Annotated in this window: 21 protein-coding genes and 1 pseudogene; 7 read left to right on the top strand and 15 right to left on the bottom strand. The window is 57.5% G+C overall.

Going from position 1 to position 20,497, the window contains the following annotated elements; genetic code table 11:
• The first annotated feature begins 26 nt into the window (after positions 1-26).
• The 3 genes from ACIOWA_RS19655 to ACIOWA_RS19645 all read left to right on the top strand — a co-directional run bounded on the left by ACIOWA_RS19655 (position 27) and on the right by ACIOWA_RS19645 (position 3,228).
• A complete protein-coding gene (locus tag ACIOWA_RS19655) occupies positions 27-1,592 on the top strand; it encodes a sugar ABC transporter ATP-binding protein (protein WP_339432555.1) in 1,566 nt (521 codons plus the stop codon).
• A gap of 56 nt (positions 1,593-1,648) precedes the next feature.
• Complete coding sequence (locus ACIOWA_RS19650; protein ID WP_339432553.1) at positions 1,649-2,671, top strand: ABC transporter permease; 1,023 nt, start codon at positions 1,649-1,651, stop codon at positions 2,669-2,671.
• Between the two features lie 227 nt (positions 2,672-2,898).
• On the top strand, positions 2,899-3,228 hold the full coding sequence (locus tag ACIOWA_RS19645) for a hypothetical protein (protein ID WP_339432552.1): 330 nt from the start codon (positions 2,899-2,901) through the stop codon (positions 3,226-3,228).
• Positions 3,229-3,284: 56 nt separating this feature from the next.
• On the opposite strand, the gene ACIOWA_RS19640 is transcribed toward ACIOWA_RS19645, so the two are convergent.
• The gene (locus tag ACIOWA_RS19640; protein WP_339432551.1) at positions 3,285-3,698 is read right to left on the bottom strand and encodes a VOC family protein; all 414 of its coding nucleotides are present in this window, start codon (positions 3,696-3,698) and stop codon (positions 3,285-3,287) included.
• 148 nt (positions 3,699-3,846) lie between these two features.
• Positions 3,847-4,563, bottom strand: a complete 717-nt coding sequence (locus ACIOWA_RS19635) for a hypothetical protein (RefSeq protein WP_401161463.1) — start codon at positions 4,561-4,563, stop codon at positions 3,847-3,849.
• A gap of 6 nt (positions 4,564-4,569) precedes the next feature.
• On the opposite strand from ACIOWA_RS19635, the gene ACIOWA_RS19630 reads away from it, so the two are divergent.
• A complete protein-coding gene (locus tag ACIOWA_RS19630) occupies positions 4,570-6,381 on the top strand; it encodes an ABC transporter ATP-binding protein (RefSeq protein WP_339495626.1) in 1,812 nt (603 codons plus the stop codon).
• Here the strand turns inward: ACIOWA_RS19630 and ACIOWA_RS19625 are convergent.
• From ACIOWA_RS19625 to ACIOWA_RS19615, 3 genes are all read right to left on the bottom strand, one after another.
• Positions 6,378-7,322: an alpha/beta hydrolase gene (locus tag ACIOWA_RS19625; protein ID WP_401161461.1), complete on the bottom strand. Its 945-nt coding sequence runs from the start codon at positions 7,320-7,322 to the stop codon at positions 6,378-6,380. The two genes, ACIOWA_RS19630 and ACIOWA_RS19625, sit on opposite strands and share 4 nt — an antisense overlap.
• Before the next feature lie 112 nt (positions 7,323-7,434).
• Positions 7,435-8,433: an NAD(P)H-quinone oxidoreductase gene (locus ACIOWA_RS19620; RefSeq protein WP_401161459.1), complete on the bottom strand. Its 999-nt coding sequence runs from the start codon at positions 8,431-8,433 to the stop codon at positions 7,435-7,437.
• A 61-nt stretch (positions 8,434-8,494) separates the two neighbouring features.
• A complete protein-coding gene (locus ACIOWA_RS19615; protein WP_339465668.1) occupies positions 8,495-9,685 on the bottom strand; it encodes a YbfB/YjiJ family MFS transporter in 1,191 nt (396 codons plus the stop codon).
• Between the two features lie 109 nt (positions 9,686-9,794).
• On the opposite strand from ACIOWA_RS19615, the gene ACIOWA_RS19610 reads away from it, so the two are divergent.
• Together ACIOWA_RS19610 and ACIOWA_RS19605 are read left to right on the top strand one after the other, a co-directional pair.
• Entirely contained in the window at positions 9,795-10,670 is an 876-nt protein-coding gene (locus ACIOWA_RS19610; RefSeq protein WP_401161457.1) for a LysR family transcriptional regulator, read from the top strand.
• 182 nt (positions 10,671-10,852) lie between these two features.
• Positions 10,853-11,119, top strand: coding sequence for a hypothetical protein (locus tag ACIOWA_RS19605; RefSeq protein WP_401161455.1), 267 nt, complete (start codon positions 10,853-10,855; stop codon positions 11,117-11,119).
• Positions 11,120-11,393: 274 nt separating this feature from the next.
• Here the strand turns inward: ACIOWA_RS19605 and ACIOWA_RS19600 are convergent.
• From ACIOWA_RS19600 to ACIOWA_RS19590, 3 genes and pseudogenes are all read right to left on the bottom strand, one after another.
• Positions 11,394-12,830, bottom strand: a pseudogene (locus ACIOWA_RS19600) (IS1182 family transposase).
• A gap of 124 nt (positions 12,831-12,954) precedes the next feature.
• Entirely contained in the window at positions 12,955-13,236 is a 282-nt protein-coding gene (locus tag ACIOWA_RS19595; RefSeq protein WP_401161453.1) for a hypothetical protein, read from the bottom strand.
• Between the two features lie 209 nt (positions 13,237-13,445).
• Complete coding sequence (locus ACIOWA_RS19590; protein WP_401161451.1) at positions 13,446-13,901, bottom strand: GNAT family N-acetyltransferase; 456 nt, start codon at positions 13,899-13,901, stop codon at positions 13,446-13,448.
• 219 nt (positions 13,902-14,120) lie between these two features.
• Here ACIOWA_RS19590 and ACIOWA_RS19585 point away from each other — a divergent pair, with 219 nt between their 5' ends.
• The gene (locus ACIOWA_RS19585) at positions 14,121-15,635 is read left to right on the top strand and encodes a 2OG-Fe(II) oxygenase (protein WP_401161449.1); all 1,515 of its coding nucleotides are present in this window, start codon (positions 14,121-14,123) and stop codon (positions 15,633-15,635) included.
• Positions 15,636-15,758: 123 nt separating this feature from the next.
• Here the strand turns inward: ACIOWA_RS19585 and ACIOWA_RS19580 are convergent, their stop codons facing one another.
• The 7 genes from ACIOWA_RS19580 to tnpA all read right to left on the bottom strand — a co-directional run bounded on the left by ACIOWA_RS19580 (position 15,759) and on the right by tnpA (position 20,349).
• Entirely contained in the window at positions 15,759-16,049 is a 291-nt protein-coding gene (locus ACIOWA_RS19580) for a hypothetical protein (RefSeq protein WP_401161447.1), read from the bottom strand.
• A gap of 227 nt (positions 16,050-16,276) precedes the next feature.
• Positions 16,277-16,549: a hypothetical protein gene (locus ACIOWA_RS19575; protein WP_033896791.1), complete on the bottom strand. Its 273-nt coding sequence runs from the start codon at positions 16,547-16,549 to the stop codon at positions 16,277-16,279.
• A gap of 290 nt (positions 16,550-16,839) precedes the next feature.
• Positions 16,840-17,226 carry a hypothetical protein gene (locus ACIOWA_RS19570; protein ID WP_401161445.1) on the bottom strand — a complete coding sequence of 129 codons (387 nt, stop codon included), beginning with the start codon at positions 17,224-17,226 and terminating at the stop codon, positions 16,840-16,842.
• A gap of 279 nt (positions 17,227-17,505) precedes the next feature.
• Positions 17,506-18,084 carry a plasmid pRiA4b ORF-3 family protein gene (locus tag ACIOWA_RS19565; protein ID WP_079443350.1) on the bottom strand — a complete coding sequence of 193 codons (579 nt, stop codon included), beginning with the start codon at positions 18,082-18,084 and terminating at the stop codon, positions 17,506-17,508.
• A 3-nt stretch (positions 18,085-18,087) separates the two neighbouring features.
• Positions 18,088-19,593 carry an IS66 family transposase gene (gene tnpC, locus ACIOWA_RS19560; RefSeq protein ID WP_401161443.1) on the bottom strand — a complete coding sequence of 502 codons (1,506 nt, stop codon included), beginning with the start codon at positions 19,591-19,593 and terminating at the stop codon, positions 18,088-18,090.
• Positions 19,594-19,630: 37 nt separating this feature from the next.
• Positions 19,631-19,975, bottom strand: coding sequence for an IS66 family insertion sequence element accessory protein TnpB (gene tnpB / locus ACIOWA_RS19555; RefSeq protein ID WP_034138746.1), 345 nt, complete (start codon positions 19,973-19,975; stop codon positions 19,631-19,633).
• Positions 19,972-20,349: an IS66-like element accessory protein TnpA gene (gene tnpA / locus ACIOWA_RS19550; protein WP_158636783.1), complete on the bottom strand. Its 378-nt coding sequence runs from the start codon at positions 20,347-20,349 to the stop codon at positions 19,972-19,974. Before tnpA ends, tnpB begins: the two co-directional genes overlap by 4 nt.
• Positions 20,350-20,497: the final 148 nt, after the last annotated feature.

The following is a 20,497-nucleotide window of genomic DNA, read 5'->3' as shown; positions in this document are numbered from 1 at the left end:
CGACCTTGCTGATGGAGTACCTGATCATGTTCGCTTCAGCGACTGCTTCGAGCACCCCGTTAGTGGGTATCCAGCCAACTGCAACACCTGCCGATGAGCCGTACCTGCTGGAGATCGTCAACGTCAGCAAGGGATTTCCCGGTGTGGTTGCCTTGGCCGATGTGCAGCTTCGGGTACGCCCAGGTTCTGTGCTGGCCCTGATGGGTGAAAACGGCGCTGGCAAATCCACCCTGATGAAAATCATTGCCGGCATCTATCAGCCGGACGCCGGTGAACTGCGCCTGAGGGGCAAGCCGGTGGTCTTCCAAACACCACTGTCAGCGCTTCAGGCCGGGATCGCGATGATCCACCAGGAACTCAACCTGATGCCGCACATGAGCATCGCCGAAAATATCTGGATCGGCCGTGAGCAGCTCAACGGCTTTCGCATGGTCGATCACCGGGAAATGCACCGCTGCACGGCGAAATTGCTCGAACGCTTGCGGATCAATCTCGATCCGCAAGAGCAGGTCGGCAACCTGAGCATCGCCGAACGGCAGATGGTCGAGATCGCCAAAGCGGTGTCCTACGATTCCGACATCTTGATCATGGACGAACCGACCTCGGCCATCACCGACAAGGAAGTTGCCCACCTCTTTTCGATCATTGCCGACCTGAAAAGCCAGGGCAAAGGCATTATCTACATCACCCACAAAATGAACGAAGTGTTCGCTATCGCCGATGAAGTGGCGGTGTTCCGCGATGGCGCCTACATAGGCCTGCAACGGGCCGACAGCATGGACAGCGATAGCCTGATTTCGATGATGGTCGGTCGCGAGTTGAGCCAGTTGTTCCCGGTACGCGAAAAGCCGATCGGCGATCTGTTGCTGTCGGTGCGCGACCTTAAACTGGACGGCATTTTCAAGGATGTTTCCTTCGACCTGCACGCCGGCGAGATCCTCGGCATCGCCGGGCTGATGGGCTCGGGGCGGACCAACGTTGCCGAAGCGATTTTCGGCATTACCCCAAGCGACAGTGGCGAGATTCGTCTCGATGGCGAAGTGGTGCGCATCAGCGACCCCCACATGGCAATCGAGAAGGGCTTCGCGCTGTTGACCGAGGATCGCAAGCTCAGCGGTCTGTTCCCGTGCCTGTCAGTACTGGAAAACATGGAAATGGCAGTACTGCCGCATTACGCCGGCCGCGGATTTATCCAGCAAAAAGCCCTGCGCGCCTTGTGCGAAGACATGTGCAAGAAGCTACGGGTGAAAACCCCGTCACTGGAGCAGTGCATCGATACCTTGTCCGGTGGTAATCAGCAGAAAGCCCTGTTGGCGCGGTGGCTGATGACCAATCCGCGCATCCTGATTCTCGACGAGCCGACCCGCGGTATCGATGTCGGCGCCAAGGCCGAGATTTACCGGCTTATCGCCTATCTCGCCAGCGAAGGCATGGCGGTGATCATGATTTCTTCGGAACTGCCGGAAGTGCTCGGCATGAGCGACCGCGTGATGGTCATGCACGAGGGCGACCTGATGGGCACCCTCGACCGCCGCGAAGCGACTCAGGAGCGAGTGATGCAACTGGCCTCGGGCATGTCCGCCGTTCACTAATGAATGCTGACGCTGGCACGGCCAGCGTCGTCGACGCGATAGAAGGGTGAGTAGTTATGAACGCGATACTGGAAAACAAACCGGCAGCGGCGCCGGCCAAGAATCGCCGGCGCTTTCCGACCGAGCTGAGCATCTTCCTGGTGCTGATTGGTATCGGCCTGGTGTTCGAAGTGTTCGGCTGGATCGTGCGCGACCAGAGCTTCCTGATGAACTCCCAGCGTTTGGTGCTGATGATTCTGCAAGTGTCGATCATCGGCCTGCTGGCGATTGGCGTAACCCAGGTGATCATCACCACCGGCATCGACCTGTCGTCGGGATCGGTGCTGGCCTTATCGGCGATGATTGCGGCCAGCCTGGCACAGACCTCGGATTTCTCTCGGGCGGTATTCCCGTCGCTGACCGACTTGCCGGTGTGGATTCCGGTGATTGTCGGGCTCGGCGTCGGGCTGTTGGCGGGGGCAATCAATGGCAGCATCATCGCCATCACCGGAATTCCACCGTTCATTGCCACCTTGGGCATGATGGTCTCGGCCCGTGGCCTGGCGCGTTACTACACCGAAGGCCAGCCGATCAGCATGCTGTCGGACTCCTACACGGCCATCGGTAACGGCGCGATGCCGGTGATCATCTTTCTGGTGGTCGCGGTGATTTTCCACATCGCACTGCGCTACACCAAGTACGGCAAATACACCTACGCCATCGGCGGCAACATGCAGGCGGCGCGTACGTCCGGTATTAACGTCAAACGCCATCTGGTCATCGTCTACAGCATCGCCGGGTTGCTGGCAGGATTGGCGGGCGTGGTGGCTTCGGCCCGCGCCGCCACCGGGCAGGCGGGGATGGGCATGTCCTATGAGCTGGATGCCATTGCCGCAGCGGTCATTGGCGGAACCAGCCTGGCGGGCGGGGTGGGGCGCATCACCGGCACCGTCATCGGTGCATTGATTCTTGGAGTGATGGCCAGTGGATTCACGTTCGTCGGGGTCGATGCCTATATTCAGGACATCATCAAAGGCTTGATCATCGTGGTCGCGGTGGTCATCGACCAATACCGCAACAAGCGCAAACTCAAGCGCTGACTTTGACGGCAAACAGCGAGGGCCTGTTCTGGCTCTCGCTTCACCACATCCCCATTATTTTCAGCCAGGGTGTTTGCCACGCATCATGAGGGCTGTCGGTGAGTCGACCGTTGTGCTGATCAGTCCAGCAAGGCAGTAGAAAAATCGGTAAAAGCGGCAAATTGCTGGCCCCCTGATTGCACTTTGAACGGCAAACTCGCTTTTTTTCAAAAGGTTAGGTTGGCCACATGCGGACGATTGTCATCACCGTTGCAACGCTTTCCCTGGCTGTCTTTGCCGCGGGGGTTCAGGCAAGGGCATTGAGCAAAAACCATCGCTTTGCCTGCACCTGGGGTGCCGATATCGCCGCCGGTGCGCAGCAATCGAAACTGTCCGGAATCTCCCTGTACGGTGCACGCAAGCGCTTGCAGGCCCGCAAGTTCCAGCAGCCATGGATGCGCATGACCGCCATGGGCATCACCGAGCAAACCTACAACAGCAGCTCGCGGCTCAGACCCGCGGCGATCAAGCAAACCTACTATGAACAATGCGTGCGGCATGAACTGGCACAGCGTTAAGCCAAAAGCCCAACCCTTAACGGTTGGGCTTTTTCATGGGTGTGGAAAACGCAGACTCACTTATCGCTATCGCAATTGACCATCCATGACACGCCAAAGCGATCCACCAACATGCCAAATCGTGCGGCCCAGAAGGTCGCTTCCAGCGGCATGTCGACGCGACCGTCCTTGGCCAGCGCGTTAAATATCCGCTCGGCTTCGGCAATGCTGTCGACGTTCAGGGAAATTGAACAGCCACTCATGCCCTGAGTCGGGCGGTCGGGCGTGGTGTCCGAAGCCATGATCATCTGATCGCCGACTTTCAGGCAGGTGTGGATGATCAGGTGCCGATGTTCTTCTGCAACGTGCTCCGCAGCGGGGGATTCACCGAAAGAGGTCATCGCCTCCAGTTCGCCGCTCAGGGCTTGCTGATAAAAAGTGAAGGCTTCTCGGCAGTCGCCGTTGAAGATCAGGTACGGGTTGATTTTCATGTCTTTGTTCCTGGCAGTCAGGCGTGGAGTAGTGGTTGTACAGCGTGTTCCACGATGGGCGGTTAAAACATAGCAGAGGTTTTGACGTCGGGATCGAGCGGGTTTCTCCCGATGTTTTTCAAATGAAAAGACCCGGGCAAGTCCCGACTCAGTCGACGATGACGTGCTCGTCGTCACCCAGGCATATGGTCAATTGCTGACCCTCCTTGCTGAACGCGCAATGGGGTAGCTCAAGGTGCGTGGCAATTTTGATCGGCGCGCCGATAAAAACAACGGCTATGAGAACCGCCACCACAGACCTGCCGATCATTGCGAAGCGGGACGGCTGGCCGCTGCTGTGGCTTTTCTTGAGTCTTGAGCGCAAAAAAAGACCGAACAGCATCAAGCCTGCGCCGATCAACATTGCGCTGCCGATTTCATGGGGGCTGATGCTGTAGATCCGTTGTTCTGCATCGTCTGGATAGTTGACTAGCCACCAGGCGCCCATGCCAAGTGGCAAAAGCCCTGCGGCGATGCAGGCATGGATCGATCCAGGCAAGCGCACTAGCAGGCTTATCAACAAAACCACTGTGGTCAGAACCCAGGCACTGACAAACATTTGCCCGCCCATGCCGCCCATGAAGGTGCCACCGACATCGATCGGTGTCATCAGATTCCAGTCATAAAAAGCGCTGTGCAGCAGCAGCGTCAGAGCCGCGAGCCAGCAGATAGGGTAATAGAGCCAAAGGGCATTGGGGCGAGATAACACGTTGAGTCCTTTTCGTGGTGTTTGGCGCACGCCAGTATGCCGAGGAATTCGCACACTATGAATTTCAATCGTTGCGCTGGAGTACCATGGCGCACTGTCATCACCTGCCGGGTTCAACGTCCTATGCCTTCATTTTCCCGCGTCACTTCCTTGTTCGACCAAGCGCAGCGTGCGTTGCGGTTGGTCTGGGGGACGTCGCGAGGTTTGTTTCTGGGGCTGGTGCTGGCGACGCTGATTGCCGGGATGCTGCCGGCACTGGCGGCGTGGTTGGGCCAGCGCATTGTCGATGCCGTGGTCGCGGCGATGCAACTGCACGCGCAGCACGGCAGTGCGCCGCTGTGGCCGGTGTTGCGATATGTGCTGATGGAGGCGGGGGTATTGGCGTTGTTGTCCGGCACACAGCGGGCGCTGTCGGTGCAGCAGTCGCTGTTGCGGGTGCAGTTGGGCCAGAAGGTCAACACGATGATTCTGGAGAAGGCGCAGACCCTCTCACTGGTGCAGTTCGAGAACTCCGAGTTCTACGACAAGCTGGTGCGGGTGCGCCGCGAAGCCTCGACGCGGCCATTGGCGTTGGTCATGAAGTCGCTGGGATTGATCCAGAACCTGATCATGCTGATCAGCTTCGGCGTGCTGCTGGTGCACTTTTCGCCGTGGGCCTTGGTGCTGTTGGTGGCCGGGGCGCTACCGGTGTTTTTCGCCGAGGCGCATTTCTCCGGTGATGCGTTTCGCCTGTTTACCCGTCGCGCGCCGGAGAGTCGACAGCAGAGTTACATCGAGACGCTTCTTTCCCACGAGGCCTATATCAAAGAGGTCAAACTGTTCGGCTTCGCACCGCTGTTGCTGCAACGCTACCGCGACACGTTCGCCAGACTCTATGCCGAAGACCGGCGCTTGACGCTGCGTCGTGATGGCTGGGGTTTCGGTCTTGGATTGCTTGGCACCGCGGCGTTCTACGTGGCCTACGCCTGGGTGGTGATCGATGCCGTGCAGGGCGACATCAGTCTGGGCCAGATGACCATGTATCTGGTGCTGTTCAAGCAAGGTCAGAGCGCTGTGAGCAGTAGCCTGAGCGCGATCAGTGGTCTGTACGAAGACGGCCTGTACCTGACGAGTCTTTATCAATACCTCGCTGAACCGGTGCTGGCCGATACCGGTCACCTGACCGTCGGCGCGCAACCGGGCGATGGTCTGCGTTTCGAAAACGTCGGTTTCTGTTACCCGGGGGCCAGCCGTCCGGCACTGCAAAGCATTGACCTGCATCTGGTGCCGGGCAACAGCCTGGCGTTGGTGGGGGAAAACGGTTCCGGCAAGACCACGCTGATCAAGTTATTAACCCGCCTATACCGTCCCGATCAAGGACGCATTCTGCTCGATGGCAGCGATTTGCAGGATTGGCAGGAAACCGCGTTACGCCGTCGCATTGGCGTGATTTTCCAGGATTACATCCGCTACCAGTTCAGCGTCGGGGAAAACATCGGCGTCGGCGATACGCTGGCGTTCAACGACCAACAACGCTGGAAGGAGGCCGCTGCCGAAGGGATGGCGGCGCCATTCATCGAAGGGCTCGACCGTGGTTATGCCACGCAGTTGGGGCGCTGGTTTGCCGGTGGCCAGGAGTTGTCCGGCGGGCAATGGCAGAAGATTGCGTTGTCCCGGGCGTATATGCGCCGTGATGCCGACATCCTGATCCTCGATGAGCCAACCTCGGCCCTGGACCCGGCGGCGGAAGCCGCGGTGTTTGAGCATTTCAGCCAGCACACGGCAGGGCGCATGACCTTACTGATTTCCCATCGTTTTTCCAGCGTGCGCAATGCCGATCACATCATCGTGCTGCAACAAGGAAAGATTCTGGAACAGGGTGGCCACGGTGCGCTTATCGCCGCGGCCGGGCATTACGCGCAACTGTTCGATTTACAGGCGCGTGGTTATCGTTAGGTGTCCCGTGCGCTGCGCACAGTCGCGGGGCCGGCGATACGAGGGGCGGGCTGGGTTTGCATCAACGCATCAATAGCCTTGCGATAATGTTGCCCGCCCAACGCCATGCTGTTGTTGTGCGTCGCTCCAGGCACCAGCAGCAAGCGTTTGGGTTGCTGTGCCGCGTTGAACAGTTGTTCGCTGAAACGCGGGGGGACTAAGGCATCGGCCAAGCCATGCACCACCAGCAGCGGCATATGAATCTCGGCGATCTTGTCGATGGAATCGAACTTCTGCGACAGCAGCCAGCGCACCGGCAGCGAGGTGTTGGCCACCGCCGCGGCGACATCCGCCAGAGAGGTGAACGTGGACTCGATCACCAGTCCGCGCACGGGCAGTGGCGTGTGATCGCGGGCGGCGTCCTGCCCGAGTTCGGCTGCCAGGTCGATCGCCACGGCACCGCCGAGGGAGTGACCGTAGATCAGGCGTTTGTTCGGATCCGGTTGCAACAGCTTGAAATGCTCCCACGCCACTCGCGCATCTTCATAAACACTGCTTTCGGACGGCAGATCACCCTTGCTCTTGCCGAACCCACGGTAATCAATGGCCAGCACCGAATAGCCCGCTGCGCGCAGTTGCTCGATGCGGAACAATTGCCCGGTGAGGTTCCAGCGCACGCCATGCAGATAGAGGATGGCCGGGGCATTCTTGCGTTCTGCAGGCCACCACCAGGCATGAATGTTTTGCCCGGCCTTGAAACGTTTGGGTTGCAGATCGAGTTCCTGCACGCTGCCGGGCAAGCCGTGATACCAACCCGCCGTGCCCGGTTCGATGCGAAACAGCAGTTTGCGCTCGGTATGTTCCAGCACGGCACAACTCGCCGGCACGCCGATAATAAGCGCGGCCATGCAGGCGAATGCCAAGCGGCGACGTCGCAGGCGGGTCATGAAGGAAAGGAACATTAAACGGTTCACCACTGCGCAGACAAAGAACGCTTTTTACCAGATGCCTCGGTCTGTGCACGACATTTTCGACCATCGCCCGTGTGCAACGATTACAAAATGCTGCGGCGGCTCAGTCCACGCGAAGCACGATTTTGCCGATGTGATCGCCGGCTTCCATGTGGGCATGGGCTTTGGCCGCGTCGGTCAGTGAGTAGACCTTGTCGACCATCGGCAGACAGCGTCCGTCGGCCAGCACCGGCCATACGTGTTCGCGCAGTTGATCGGCGATCGCGGCTTTCTCGGCAGCGGTGCGTGCGCGCAGCAGAGAACCCGTTACAACGGCGCGTTTGCCGAGGATTGCCAGTAGGTCAATGTCATTGGCCCGGGCGCCGCCAAGGAAACCGAGCATCACCACTCGTCCATCCATCGCCAGGGCGCTGATGTTTGCGTTGAGGTAGGAGGCGCCCATGATGTCGAGAACGATATTCACGCCTTGACCGGCAGTTTTCTCGGCGATGACGTCAGCGAAATTCTCTTCGCGATAGTTGATTGCCTGACCGCCCAGCTTACGGATCACTGCGCATTTCTCGGCGCTACCGGCCGTGGCAAACGCCTCAATGCCGAACTCACGACACAGCATCAGCGCGGTGGTGCCGATACCGCTGGTGCCACCGTGAATCAGCGCACGTTGCCCGCTGCTGGCACCACCTAGGCCGAACAGGTTGGCCCACACGGTAAAAAAGGTTTCCGGGATCGCGGCGGCCTGCACCCAATCAATCCCGGCGGGGATTGGCAGGGTCTGGCCGGCCGGTACTGCGCAATATTCGGCATAACCGCCGCCATTGGTCAGCGCGCAAACGCTGTCGCCAAGCTCAAACTGGCTGACACCGGCCCCGAGCGCGACCACTTCGCCGGCTACTTCAAGACCGGGAATCGGGTTCATTCCGGGCTTCATCGGGTATTTGCCGGCGCGTTGCAAGGCGTCTGGTCGGTTGATGCCGGCGGCGTGAACGCGGATCAGCACTTCACCCTCAGCGGCGACCGGCAACGGTACGTGTTTGGCTTGCAGAACATCGGGGCCACCGGGTTCAGTGATTTCGATGCGAGTCATTTCGTTGGGTAAGGACATTTGGATTCCTGTTGCCAGAGGTTCTATAGATGGGAGCGCGGCCTGCCGGTAATGATTCCGTTCAATTTTCACAGAACCGCGGTTTAGGCGAAGAGGGTAGCCATTTCGGGGCATGCTCCAGCAAAATTGCCACCGTGATCGCGCCCGCGGCGATCATGAAAAGCCAGGCGTGATGGCCACCTGTGGCATTGAACAACGCCGAATAGGCAAACCCGGCCAGCGCCTGGAACGTGGCAAACGATACGGTGGCGCGGCTCCAGGCGATTTGCTGGCGATGATGATCCGGCACCAGTTCATGCACACGGGCCAAGGCCAGTGGCACGATACCGGGTGGGAATGAGCCGATAATCACCGCCAGCACGGCCAGGGCCATGAAGGTGTGGGAAAACGCCAGCAGCCCCAGCGCAATCACCTGCACCATCAATACCAGCCGGATGCCTGTCCGCGCGCCAAGTCGATCAGCGAGAAAACCATAACTCACCGGCCCGACAATCGCGCCCAGGCCATACATGACCCACACCCGTGCACCCATATGCGCCCCGGCACCGAGCCCGCGAGCCACGTAATCCACCAGAAAAACCATGGCCGGCACCAAACCTGCGGCCATGAACGCATATTGGCCGAACAGCAAATAGACGGCGGGAGGTGTTGGCTCAACCGGCACAACCTCGTGAGTCGCAATCGCATGCGGTAAATCAGCGGGCCAGCCAAACCAGCTCAGTGCGGTCAGCAACAACGACAAACCGCCCAGCCCCAACCAGGTGGCCTGCAGGCCCAGGCTCAGCAGCGGCGGCACGATTGTCCCGGAACCGGCAATCCCCAGGCCGATACCGAGGAAGATTGCGCCGCTGGCCAGCCCTTTACGGGACGCCGGCACATGGGGCAGGACGGTCGCGGCCACCAGCACCATGATCGCGCCACCGGTAATCCCTGACAGCAAACGCCAGCCAAAGAACCAGCCCACCGACAACGGAAACGCACAGGCAAAAAACGCGGCGGTGACCAGCAGCATCATCAGGCGCAGGGCGTTTTTATTGCCAAGTTGCCTAGCTATCGGCCGGCCGAGCAGGGCGCCGATCAGGTAACCGACCAGATTGGCCGCGCCGAGATAGACCACGTCGTTGGCAGAAAACCACTGCGCCTGAATCAGCGAGGGAATCAACGGTGTGTAGGCGAAGCGCGCCAGGCCGATGCCGACCAGGCTGGCGCAGAGTCCGGCGAAGATCGGTAACGCTGAGGATGATGTACGCATGGGAGCGATCCTGAGAGGTATATGGCGCTCAGCATATCGGCTATTGTTGCTGCGCTGGTGCAGCGAGTTGGCAACGTATTGATGCATATCTGCATCATCAGGAGGCAAGATGAATTGGGACGATGCGCGGGTATTTCTCGCGGTATGCAGGGAGTCGACGTTACGCGGCGCGGCGCGGGTACTGGGCGTGGATCAGGCGACTGTCGGACGACGGATCACGGCGTTGGAAAAGTCGCTGAGTGCGACGTTGTTTTTGCGCACCTCCGACGGTTACGCGTTGACAGCGGTCGGCGAAGCGGCGCTTAAAAGCGTCGAAAAAATGGAGCACTCGGCGCTGGAGCTGGAGCGGCAGATTCAGGGCCTGGACGATCGCCTGACCGGCAACGTGCGCGTCAGCACCACCGATTCGCTGGCCATCGATTTCCTGATCCCGGCCATCGCCCGACTGCACGAACAGCACCCGGACGTGCGCGTGCAACTGGATGCTTCCACGCAGATCCTCAGCTTGGCCAAACGCGAGGCGGATATCGCCGTGCGCAACACCCGTCCCGACAATCCAGACCTGATCGCTCGGCGGATTGCCCGCTGGCCGGTGGGATTGTTTGCGTCACAGGCGTATATCGACGCCAAGGGTATCCCTCAGCAGGGTAAGGCGTTTGAGGGGCATGACCTGGTGGTTTACGAACCCTATCTAAAGGGTAACAAGGACATGACACTGGTCTGCGAGCCGTTGCATCGCGGGCGAATCGTCGCCAGCCTGAGTTCCAGCTTGTTGGTGCGTCGCTCGATTGCGGCGAGCCTGGGTGTAGGAGAAATCCCTGTTTACATGGGCGAACGTGATGGCCTCGTCAACCTCTGGCCGGCGCGCAATCGCCCACAACCCTATGAAGTGTGGCTGGTGACCCACGCAGACTTGCGCCATACGGCGCGGGTAAGGGCCGTGATCGAGCAGATTGTCGAAGCGTTTGCGCGGGAGAATGAGTGAGCGCTGAGTGGCTTTGGAGAAGCTACGTAGCCTGACGAAACGGCCTACACCCAGAGCAGAATTCGCTGGCTTGTGGGTGTTGGGGAGGGGCTCCATGGTTGTTGCAGCTCGCGGTGATACAACACTCGCTTTTTGAGAGATGAGCCAGGAAAGGTATCGGTCACCCAAGGAAGGGGATCGGATTGAAAGCCAGGGAATTTGAGCAATATCAACGTATCAACACATCGAACACAGATCCCGACACTCAAGCCATGAGCGCTTTCAGCCGTGAAGAATTCAACGCCAGGATCGAGACCATTGAGGCAAGGATGGATGCTCGGGTCCAATCTGTGTCGGCGAAAATCGAGGGATTTCTGGAGGTTCAGACCAAGCGAGACAAGGCTCTGCTCGAACGCTACAACGCCATTGCTGCAAATGTGCAGCAGATCGCTCTTGAGTCAAATGCGTAATTGCACAGACTTGCCCACCCATTTGCATTCGACCTGACCAATCATTTGCATCGGATTTGACCATCATGCATGCGTGGGCATGACCGGCAGAGAACGACCCAGGCTGTGTGAAAACGCGCTAAATACCTCGAAAACTGAGAGTCGCGAGGGTTGCCTATGGAATCAGCGGGCGGAAGCGCGAATTAGCTTAGTCAGGGACATAGACGTTAGTAATGCCGTTTGGGCCGCGTCAGCGGCCCAAACGGCTTCTAACTGGCTTGCCAAGCGGCTGAGTTCACGCCCTGATCGCCTCAAGTAGTTCTGCGATGCCGAAGATGCTCATCATTCGTTTGAGGTTGTAGGCGAGCACATGAAGGCTCATCTCAGTGCTCACCCTCGGCAGGGTTTTGGTCAGGAAGTGGGTACTTCCCATCCAGTACTTGAGCGTTCCGAAAGGATGTTCAACAGTCTGTCGACGAACCCTCATCATCGCCGGATCATGTTCTAGCCGATCCTGCATCGCGTCGACTACAGCCTCATGTTCCCAGCGCGTCACACGGCGCTCCTTACCCGTCGTACATTGCTTTTGCATTGAGCACGACTGGCAGCCCGAGAAGTAGTAACAATGCAATAACATGCCGTCTTCCATCGACGAATGCCGTCTGGTTAGTAACTGCCCCGCAGGGCATCGATACTCGTCCGACGCCGCAAGATAGATGAAGTCCTGCTTACCAAATCGGCCTTCGGCTTTGCTGCCTGATGTCAGGGGTTTCGGCACGAAAGTAGTGATGCCGGCTTGCTCGCAAGCAAGGATTTCGAGACCTTTGTAATAGCCTCGGCCGGCCACCACTGTTAGCGACTCAGCCTCGATTTCTTCACGCGCCTGGCTCGCCATATTGCTCAGTTGCCCACGATCATTACCAACGTTGGTCACCTCATGGGCAACGATCAGATGGTGTTTGTCGTCGACCGCTGTTTGTACGTTGTAGCCGACCGTTCCTGTGCCTCGGCCGCTCGTGGCCATTGAGCGTGCATCAGGATCTGTGAGGGAAATCTGCTAGTCTGGACTTTCGTGGAGCTGCGCCTCGATTTCCTTGAGTTTTTGCATCTGCTTTTTCAGTGTTTCGATCTTTTCTTTAAGCCGCTCTGCTTTAGCCTCGGCCACTTCGGGCGTTGCCCGATCCGCCGAATCCATCGCCGCCAAATATCGATTAATGCTCTGCTCGATCTGCTGCATGCGTGCCTTCACTTTTCCCTGGGTGAAGTTACGGTCACGGTTGTTGACGGCTTTGAATTTGCTGCCGTCGATGGCGATGATCGACTGAGAGAAGAGGTTGAGGTTGCGGCAAAGCACTACGAACTGGTGGCATACGCTGCGAATGGCTTTGCCGTTGTCTTTGCGAAAGTCGGCAATGGTTTTGAAGTCCGGAGCCAAACGCCCCGTTAGCCACATCAACTCGACGTTGCGCTCGGCCTCTCGCTCAAGCCGGCGGCTTGACTGAATCCGATTGAGGTAGCCGTAGATATAGATTTTCAGCAACACCGCTGGGTGGTAGGCCGGAAGACCCGTTGCGGCAGGATCGACGCCCTCAAAACCAAGTGCGCCTAGGTCGAGTTCGTCGACGAAAACATCGACCACGCGCACTGGATTTTCTTCGGTTACGTAATCGTCCAGGCACTCCGGCAGCAAAGTCACTTGCGTCCGGGCCTCGCCTTCAATGAATCGCTTCATGATCGTCCTCGATACGATCTAGACGATCAAAAGATTAGACAAGCACTGGCGTTTTCACCCGGTCTGCTCGACTGCTGCCTGTCATGAAAAGCCGTTTCGATCTAAACAACCCCCGCCATCGTCTCTAGAGCGATGTTCGGTCGACACCTTGTACAATCTCGCTTGTTACAAAACCCACCCCGCAATGGTCGCAATAAAACCCATCAATCAGTTGCTCCAGCGGCGCTGCTTTCAGAAGGGCAGGCTTGCATTCATCAACTGCTAGCTGATCCAAGCGTTGATAGCCTGCTTTTTCTTCCCCATTGAAGCGTTTTTTTGGGCTTGCTGCTCCTATCAGAATTCCCTTTGGTCTGACGTGTTGGACCGATCCACAGCGGGGGCAGGATTCCATAGGGTTTTGGTTCATGGCATGACCTGACTTGAGAGGGGCGAGAGTGGAATGATACCGATGAACTCAAGAAATCCTTTAACCAATGTCGTAAGAACTGACCTCCAGAGCAGTGAAGATGATTCCGTATATCTAAGGACTTCACGTAGAGACGCCCCGTCCCTATCGACGCTGACGTTTTCACACAGCCTGGACCCAAAGCTGCCATCTGAACACCGACAGTAAAGCTATTGAGCCAATGTCTTCGACATGATGATCGTGCGTTCGGACTCGTGAAATACGTCTCGGACTTTTTTAAAGCCAAGCGAAGCATAAAAGCCTTCAGCAGTTATAGAAGAGGGGATGCGCAGCTCGTTGATTCCTCCGGCTATGGCGATTGATTGAATTCTTTTCATCAACTGACGTCCGATGCCCCTTCCTTGATAGGCAGGTTCGACAAACACACTTCGTACAACGTCTTGTTCAAGACTGGCCGTTGCAACGACATGACTTCCGAGTGTTGCTACGAAAACCTGACGTTGCGTCAACAAACGAAGGATCGCCTGTGGAGAAAAGCTTTGCTCCACTTGGTTGATAACGTCGGATGAATAGTCCTGTGCATTAGACCCTCGCAGGGTACCAATGATGACCCGACTGATAGCTGGGGCATCCGCGTTTATTGCGTTCCGAATCAGGTAATCCATTCAAACTGTTCCTTCCATGTGATTACTCGAGCGTAGTGAGATGCCGCCTTCTCCGCTAGTATGAAGGGCCGCTTTTGGCCGAAAGAGGTCGTTCGTGAATGGCTGCTTTCGGCCAAGAGCCATCGATCCTCAATAAAGAGGACGGATTTATTTTCTGAAAATTGCTGAAAACAAACCCGCCCCGTTTTGGCGGTCATGAGAACAGCTTTGGAGCGTGCGATGAATTCCTTCGCTGAAAGACTGACGGCCGGCGCCGCTGTCACACCGGCCTCCGTCGAACTACCGCTGGATGACACGGTGCGGTGTGTTCTGGTTCACGGATTTCTCTCGGCAAGCGAGTGCGAGTCGTTGATAGAAGCCACCGAGAAGCATGGATTCGCCAGCGCAGGATCTGACTATCCACCCTCCTACCGCGATAATGACCGGATCGTGGCAGACGACCCGGCTCTGGCCGAGCGACTGTTCGAACGCTTGATGCACTGCGCCTCGCGGATGCCGAGGCTCGGCACAGTGATCGATGAAGACGGATGGCGTCTGGTCGGCGTCAATGAGCGGTTGCGCTTTTGTCGCTACCGGCCCGGCACTCAGTTCCGCGCTCATCAAGACGGTGTACACCATCGCCAGAGCAAGCAGTCGCGCCTGACCTTCATGATTTATCTGAACGATGATGCATTCAGCGGCGGAGAGACGGTGTTCTTTGAGGGGCGTTCCGCGGCCATGGCAAACCGGGATTCCACGCTGCGTCTGCGGCCCCGCAAGGGTAGCCTTATCGTCTTCGACCACACGCTCTGGCACGCCGGTGCTTTAGTGGACTCTGGGCAGAAATACGTCATGCGCAGTGATCTGATGTACGAGCCAGAGCATCCCCCGGAAGTTGAAGGTCCCTTCCAGCCGGGTCACCGCGGATACCTATGGGCGCTTGCCGACCTTGGCGACATGGGCTTTGCAAGCGCCGGGCGTGACGCAACCATCCGGCTTTGGGATCGCGAGGGCAAGTGTTCAGGGCAGCTTGAAGGCCATACACAATCCATTCTGGGTCTGGTGCAATCTGCGCCTGGTGAGCTTGTTTCGCACTCGCGGGACCGTACGATCCGGCATTGGTCCTTGGCGACCGGGCAGTCAAAGGTGATCGGCACATCGGAGTCGGCTGTGCTGTCCTCGGCAAGGTTAGGCTGTGGCCGCCTCGTTACCGGGGCCGCTGACGGTCACGTGACAGTCTGGGACCTGACGACAGGTGCCGCGGCCAGGCGTCAGGCCCACGCCTGCTGGATCTGGGGGATCGCACCTTTGGGTGACGGCGGTTTCGCCACCGCGTCCGAGGATGGGACGGTCAGGCTGTGGCAGCCCGACGTGTCAGAGTGCATGCATGTGATTGACCTGGGCCACCCCCTGAGGACTCTGGCGAGCTGGCTAGATACTGATGGTGACGTCATTCTGGCTGCGGGTGACCTTCACGGTTCGGTGCACCTGCTGACGTGTAACCCGATACTGAAGCGTATGGATTTCCTTGCCGTACACGACGGGCCGGTCCGGCGTGTGCGATTCGAAGCCAGGCACGTCCTGCTGACGTGCGGCGAGGATGGATTCGTAAGCCGATGGGACCTGCTTTCACGGCAGGGTGGTGTCATTGGGCAACACGTCAACTTTGCAACCGATGTTCTTCCAATCTGTGACGGTCACTGGATTAGCTGTGGATATGATGGTCGGATAATTATGCATGGCGTCAATGTCTAGCGTTCAGGCGGTCGTTCTTAGAGTGAAGACCTCGGCCGGGAGCGGATTTTCATGACCGACCGATTCCGACCTGGGGTCATCCAGTCGCGGGCTGACTAACATCCACCAAATGTCTTGAGATGACTATTGCTTCGAAGCCTGAATGGCTTCTTCAAGCAAAGGCCCGGTGATTTTTCTACCGTTGTAATCACCGACGAAGTAATTGATTCGGTTAGCCAGGTGCTGAATGGACAGCCAGCCCAAGCCGTGGTAGTCACGCAATTCCTCGTCGTTGAGCTTGATCAGGCATTCGTAACTCACGAAAGACGCTTCACACTCGACGAGAATATAAACTGCGCCATTCTCTGCTTTGAGCAGATGCCAGTAGCCGTCTTCTATGTGGTATGCCGCAGGTGCGAGCTCAACCAAATCCATGCTTTATTTCCATAGGTTACTTTCGATTTCTGACAATAACGTGGCTGCGAATATACAACTTTCGAATGCCCGCTCCTGGCCGTTTTCCGCTGGTCGCGAGAGGCAGAAAACGGCCATAAGCAGCCATTCGTAAATGTCCGTTTTCGACCCAAAGCTGCCCTTCGTGAAGGACAGCTAATGGCCGGTTGAGTCCACAACCCGAAGCGGACATCGGCGGGACATTCCGATTAGCTGAATTGACGCTCATACAGGGTGACGTGCTGAGGAAACAGCTCGCCATAGAGCGGATGTGGAATGCCGAAAATGTTCACTTCGATGCACGGTGGCGCGAGCTCTTCGGAGTAATCCAGGATGGCCAGACCCGCACATGGAATGACCAGACCCGCTTCGGTCTGGACAGAAAGATCCAGAACGGTCTGGTCGTGATGGTTCGTGGAGCACTGGTTCTGGATAGCTGCGTACCCATCGGCAGGTTCGAATTGGCCAAAAGCAACGCCCATCGGGGGATCTCCGTAATCGAGCGCCGAGTAGCCCACCAAAACCAATCCGCTATAAATTGAGAATCGCATCATGTGACTGCCTGTTTGTGTCATGCATTAGACCTAAGCGCGGTATATCACTTGGCTGGTCCTTAAGCGAGGGTGAAGCAGTTGGGCGACCGCTATTGGCCGATAGCTGCCTTACACGACCGACCGAATCCGGCTAGATGCGCCCCCTTTAAAATCAGAAGTGTTTCCGTCCGAAAAAAATCATTCAGAAATGGCTGGAAGAAGAAGCGCAGACGACGATCTTAATGACGATGTAGCCCTGTCGCATCCCGCCAGTACAAGATTTCTTCGAATTGAAAGCTAATAAGAAAGAAGGCCGAACACGACTGAGATATGGATTGAGCAATTTTATTCAAATCTTCCATAGACGATTCCCCCTTAGGTTCGGGTCCTTTTATTCTGATGGTGCAACGCAAAGCGACAGGAAAGTCCATACCCTTTGTATTCTCAGCATAAATCGTAGAGTCATCTTTTACATCACCGCCGCTCAATCTAAGCCCCGAGGCAAATACAGCGGACAAACCAATACCCGCTACCTCTACTTCCCAAGCCCCCGCATTCTCAAGGGCGCTTTTCAGCACTGAAATTGTGAGCGTACTATCAGCTTCCAAGCACAGATCAAGACTCATGAATCCTCCGTTTTTCCTGCCTGAACAGTTGCACCAAAATTTTGAGTGCGATCTTCGCAATAGTGTATTTGGCTAGTGGCTCGAATGTCTGCTTTTGGCCGTTCTCTGCCGATCATGGTTACAAAGCGTGCTGGTCAAATCCGATGCGATCGGTGGTCAGGTCGAATGCAAACGGGTGGTCAAGTGGAGTGCAATTTCGCAGTCAAAAGAGGCGGTCCGACAGGCCTCTACGATCAAGGCAAATTATTGGTAAGCGTCCGAGCTACACCGCCTTGCAACTCAAACCTTAATCCGTTTAAACCACTGGTTCACGCGCTCGCACTCAAATGTCGCCGGATCAAAAACATCGCCATGCCATTCAACCATGGCGTCATGCTCTGGATGATCGGGGTTGCCCATCGCCTCCAGAAACTCCTCGTAACCAGGCCCGCCACCCACGTCTTCCGGTGGGCAAGCATTGGCGCCGTCGATGCAGTACGGCACCTGAGGACAGGCAACAGCGGGTAGCGTTTTTTCGACCTTGATACTGTGATGCCAGCTGTCACCAAAGTCGTAGAGATAATTGAATGTCCGCTTTCCGTTCAGCGCCTTGATCAGCGTTTTACGGGCTTCCGGGTTCACCGTCGGCCCCCAACCATCAGGGTCGGGCATGCCGTAATTCTCACCAGCAATTTCAAACTCATGCAGATGGCTATCACTCCAGCCCATCACGACCTGGATGACATGGTGCAGCTTGCCCAAGGTGATGTTTTCAGGCACCGCGAACCGACGCCAAATCTTCGGAGTGATCCACTTCAGCTCGATGTGCAGCAGTAACAGGTCGGGGGCGGGTTTGGGTAAACGGACAGTTTTAACCATGGATCAGGCGGCCTCGCAGTGTTCAGTGTGATTCAAAGAAATGTTCCAAGGCAGCAACTCGCTCACCCGATTGATCGGGTGTTCGGCAATGTGCTCAAGTACGTAGGCCAGATAGGCCTGTGGGTTTAACCCGTTTAGCTTGGCAGTACCCACCAGGCTGTAAATCGCAGCGGCTCGTTCTCCGCCGGCATCGGAACCGGCAAACAGGTAGTTTTTGCGGCCCAGCGCGACGGCGCGTAGCGCCCGTTCGGCGGCGTTGTTGTCGATTTCGATTCGGCCGTCATTGCAGTAGCGCGTTAAGGCCTGCCACCGGTTGAGGGCATAGAGGATTGCACCGCCCAATGCCGACTTTTTCGACAGTTGAGTCAGCGTCTGATTAAGCCATGCGTGCAGGTGCTCCAGCAGCGGACTGGCCCGACTTTGCCGAACCGTTTTTCGCAGGTTAGGCGGCTGCCCTCGGATCTCGCTTTCGATGGCATACAGGGCTGCAATCCGTTGCAGCGCCTCGGCGGCAAGGGGTGAAGCCAAGTCTTTGTAGACATCGTAAAACTTGCGCCGGGCGTGAGCCCAGCATGCAGCTTCCTCAATAGTGCCCGTCGCATACAGCTGAGCAAAACCGGCGTAGCCGTCAGCCTGCAAGATCCCGCTAAAGCCCTTGAGATGAGCGCGCGGATGTTGCCCCTTGCGATCCGACGAGTAGGCAAACCAGACCGCCGCCGGTGTCGAGTCACCCGCAGGCCGGTCGTCCCGCACGTATGTCCACAGGCGAGCCGTTTTGGTCTTGCCGTTGCCCGGCGCGAGCACGCCAATCGGCGTGTCGTCTGCATGGACTTTGTGACCGCTCATGACGTGGTGCTCAAGGGCGTTGATCAGCGGCCTGAGCAACTGACTGCTCTGGCCCACCCAGTCGGCCAGGGTTGAGCGCTCCAGCTCGACGCCCTCACGGGCGTAGATCTCGGACTGCCGATACAACGGCAAATGATCAACAAACTTGGAGACCAGCACATGGGCCAACAACCCCGGGCCTGCAAGGCCTCGGGCTATCGGACGACTCGGCGCCGGCACCTGGGCGATGTGCTCGCAGCAGCGACAGACCCACTTCGGACGGACATGGCAAATAACTTTGAAACGTGCCGGAACGTACTCCAGCACTTCGGACACATCCTCACCCAAATAGCGAAGCTTCCCACCGCAGCCCGTGCATTGCGACTCGGGCTGATGCACGTGAGTTTCGCGAGGCAGGTGTTCGGGCAATGGTTTGCGGCGCGAAACTGCGCGAGGTGCCGGTTCGACTGGCGTTGTCATTTCGGCTTGGCTGACTTGCAGCTCTTCGAGGCTCAACTGGAGTTGATCGATCATCGCGTCCAGTTGCTCGGAGCTGCGACCGAACTGCGTACGACGCAGCTTGGCGATCATCATTTTCAAGCGCTCAATCTCTGCCCGCTGGGCAGAGACCAGAGTCTTCAAGGCTTGAAGATCGTTCGGCAGGGAGTCGGTCACGAGAGTCATGACCGCATGTTACTGGGGATTTTTTCAGCGCGGCAAGTCAGACTGCGAGGACAGGCGCTGTACGAATTGGCCTGCGCCAATCAATGCCTTCCAACAGCATCGATAACTGCGCAGGCGTCAGCGACACGCTGCCGCTGGTTGCTTGCGGCCAGACGAAGCGCCCTTGTTCCAACCGTTTGCAAAACAGACACAAGCCGTCGCCATCCCACCACAACAGCTTGATCCGGTCACCGCGCCGTCCGCGAAAGGCAAATATCTGACCGGAAAACGGGTCGGCTTCCAACTGTGTCTGCACCAGTGCCGCTAAACCATCGAAGCCACGGCGCATATCCGTGACGCCGGCGGCGATCCATATACGGGTTCCAGCGGGCGGGGCAATCATCGCAGCAACTGCTGCAAGACGAATTGCAGCGTCTGCGGATCGGGTGCGCCCATGATACGCAACTTGGCTTTTCCGACCTCAACTGCGATCTCGGAATGACACTCCGCCTGTGGCTGGACGACGTGCGGCAGATCGATTGGCGCCTCCATCACCTGGACGGGCAGAAGCGTTGCGCTCTGGCTGACGGCGCCGAATACCCCTTCCTGATATTGATGCCGCCAGCGAAACACCAGGTTGGCATTGACGTCATGCTCACGAGCGATCAACGACACGGAGGCGCCAGGCTGGAGGGTCGCCTCGACGACTTGGCGTTTGAACGCCAGCGGGAAGTTGGGGCGGCGGCCGGTTCGACGGGCTAGGGCAACGGTATCCAAGATAGTGTCCACTAAAAAATGGTGTCCACTATCTTGGCTAATTTGGAGGGCTGTCGGCGTTTTTCAAGGTTGTTGTCGCGTCGCCGTCTAACTATGCCGCTCTTTTCTCGGTCTGCTGCTGCCGATCCGGGTTCAACATCACAGTGCC

This window comes from Pseudomonas sp. NPDC087614 (genome assembly GCF_044743485.1).
In the GTDB taxonomy this organism is placed as follows: domain Bacteria; phylum Pseudomonadota; class Gammaproteobacteria; order Pseudomonadales; family Pseudomonadaceae; genus Aquipseudomonas; species Aquipseudomonas baetica_A.
The sequence above is the reverse complement of the archived record's forward strand: the minus strand, read 5'-3'. Positions and strand labels throughout refer to the sequence as shown.

What these genes read in the sequence shown, in the direction of transcription:
- ACIOWA_RS19655 (WP_339432555.1), top strand. Translation starts at nt 27, where the DNA reads ATGTTCGCTTCAGCGACTGCTTCGAGCACCCCGTTAGTGGGTATCCAG.
- ACIOWA_RS19650 (WP_339432553.1), top strand. Translation starts at nt 1,649, where the DNA reads ATGAACGCGATACTGGAAAACAAACCGGCAGCGGCGCCGGCCAAGAAT.
- ACIOWA_RS19645 (WP_339432552.1), top strand. Translation starts at nt 2,899, where the DNA reads ATGCGGACGATTGTCATCACCGTTGCAACGCTTTCCCTGGCTGTCTTT.
- ACIOWA_RS19640 (WP_339432551.1), bottom strand. Translation starts at nt 3,698, where the DNA reads ATGAAAATCAACCCGTACCTGATCTTCAACGGCGACTGCCGAGAAGCC.
- ACIOWA_RS19630 (WP_339495626.1), top strand. Translation starts at nt 4,570, where the DNA reads ATGCCTTCATTTTCCCGCGTCACTTCCTTGTTCGACCAAGCGCAGCGT.
- ACIOWA_RS19625 (WP_401161461.1), bottom strand. Translation starts at nt 7,322, where the DNA reads ATGTTCCTTTCCTTCATGACCCGCCTGCGACGTCGCCGCTTGGCATTC.
- ACIOWA_RS19620 (WP_401161459.1), bottom strand. Translation starts at nt 8,433, where the DNA reads ATGTCCTTACCCAACGAAATGACTCGCATCGAAATCACTGAACCCGGT.
- ACIOWA_RS19615 (WP_339465668.1), bottom strand. Translation starts at nt 9,685, where the DNA reads ATGCGTACATCATCCTCAGCGTTACCGATCTTCGCCGGACTCTGCGCC.
- ACIOWA_RS19610 (WP_401161457.1), top strand. Translation starts at nt 9,795, where the DNA reads ATGAATTGGGACGATGCGCGGGTATTTCTCGCGGTATGCAGGGAGTCG.
- ACIOWA_RS19595 (WP_401161453.1), bottom strand. Translation starts at nt 13,236, where the DNA reads ATGAACCAAAACCCTATGGAATCCTGCCCCCGCTGTGGATCGGTCCAA.
- ACIOWA_RS19590 (WP_401161451.1), bottom strand. Translation starts at nt 13,901, where the DNA reads ATGGATTACCTGATTCGGAACGCAATAAACGCGGATGCCCCAGCTATC.
- ACIOWA_RS19585 (WP_401161449.1), top strand. Translation starts at nt 14,121, where the DNA reads ATGAATTCCTTCGCTGAAAGACTGACGGCCGGCGCCGCTGTCACACCG.
- ACIOWA_RS19580 (WP_401161447.1), bottom strand. Translation starts at nt 16,049, where the DNA reads ATGGATTTGGTTGAGCTCGCACCTGCGGCATACCACATAGAAGACGGC.
- ACIOWA_RS19575 (WP_033896791.1), bottom strand. Translation starts at nt 16,549, where the DNA reads ATGGGCGTTGCTTTTGGCCAATTCGAACCTGCCGATGGGTACGCAGCT.
- ACIOWA_RS19570 (WP_401161445.1), bottom strand. Translation starts at nt 17,226, where the DNA reads ATGAGTCTTGATCTGTGCTTGGAAGCTGATAGTACGCTCACAATTTCA.
- ACIOWA_RS19565 (WP_079443350.1), bottom strand. Translation starts at nt 18,084, where the DNA reads ATGGTTAAAACTGTCCGTTTACCCAAACCCGCCCCCGACCTGTTACTG.
- tnpC (WP_401161443.1), bottom strand. Translation starts at nt 19,593, where the DNA reads ATGACTCTCGTGACCGACTCCCTGCCGAACGATCTTCAAGCCTTGAAG.
- tnpB (WP_034138746.1), bottom strand. Translation starts at nt 19,975, where the DNA reads ATGATTGCCCCGCCCGCTGGAACCCGTATATGGATCGCCGCCGGCGTC.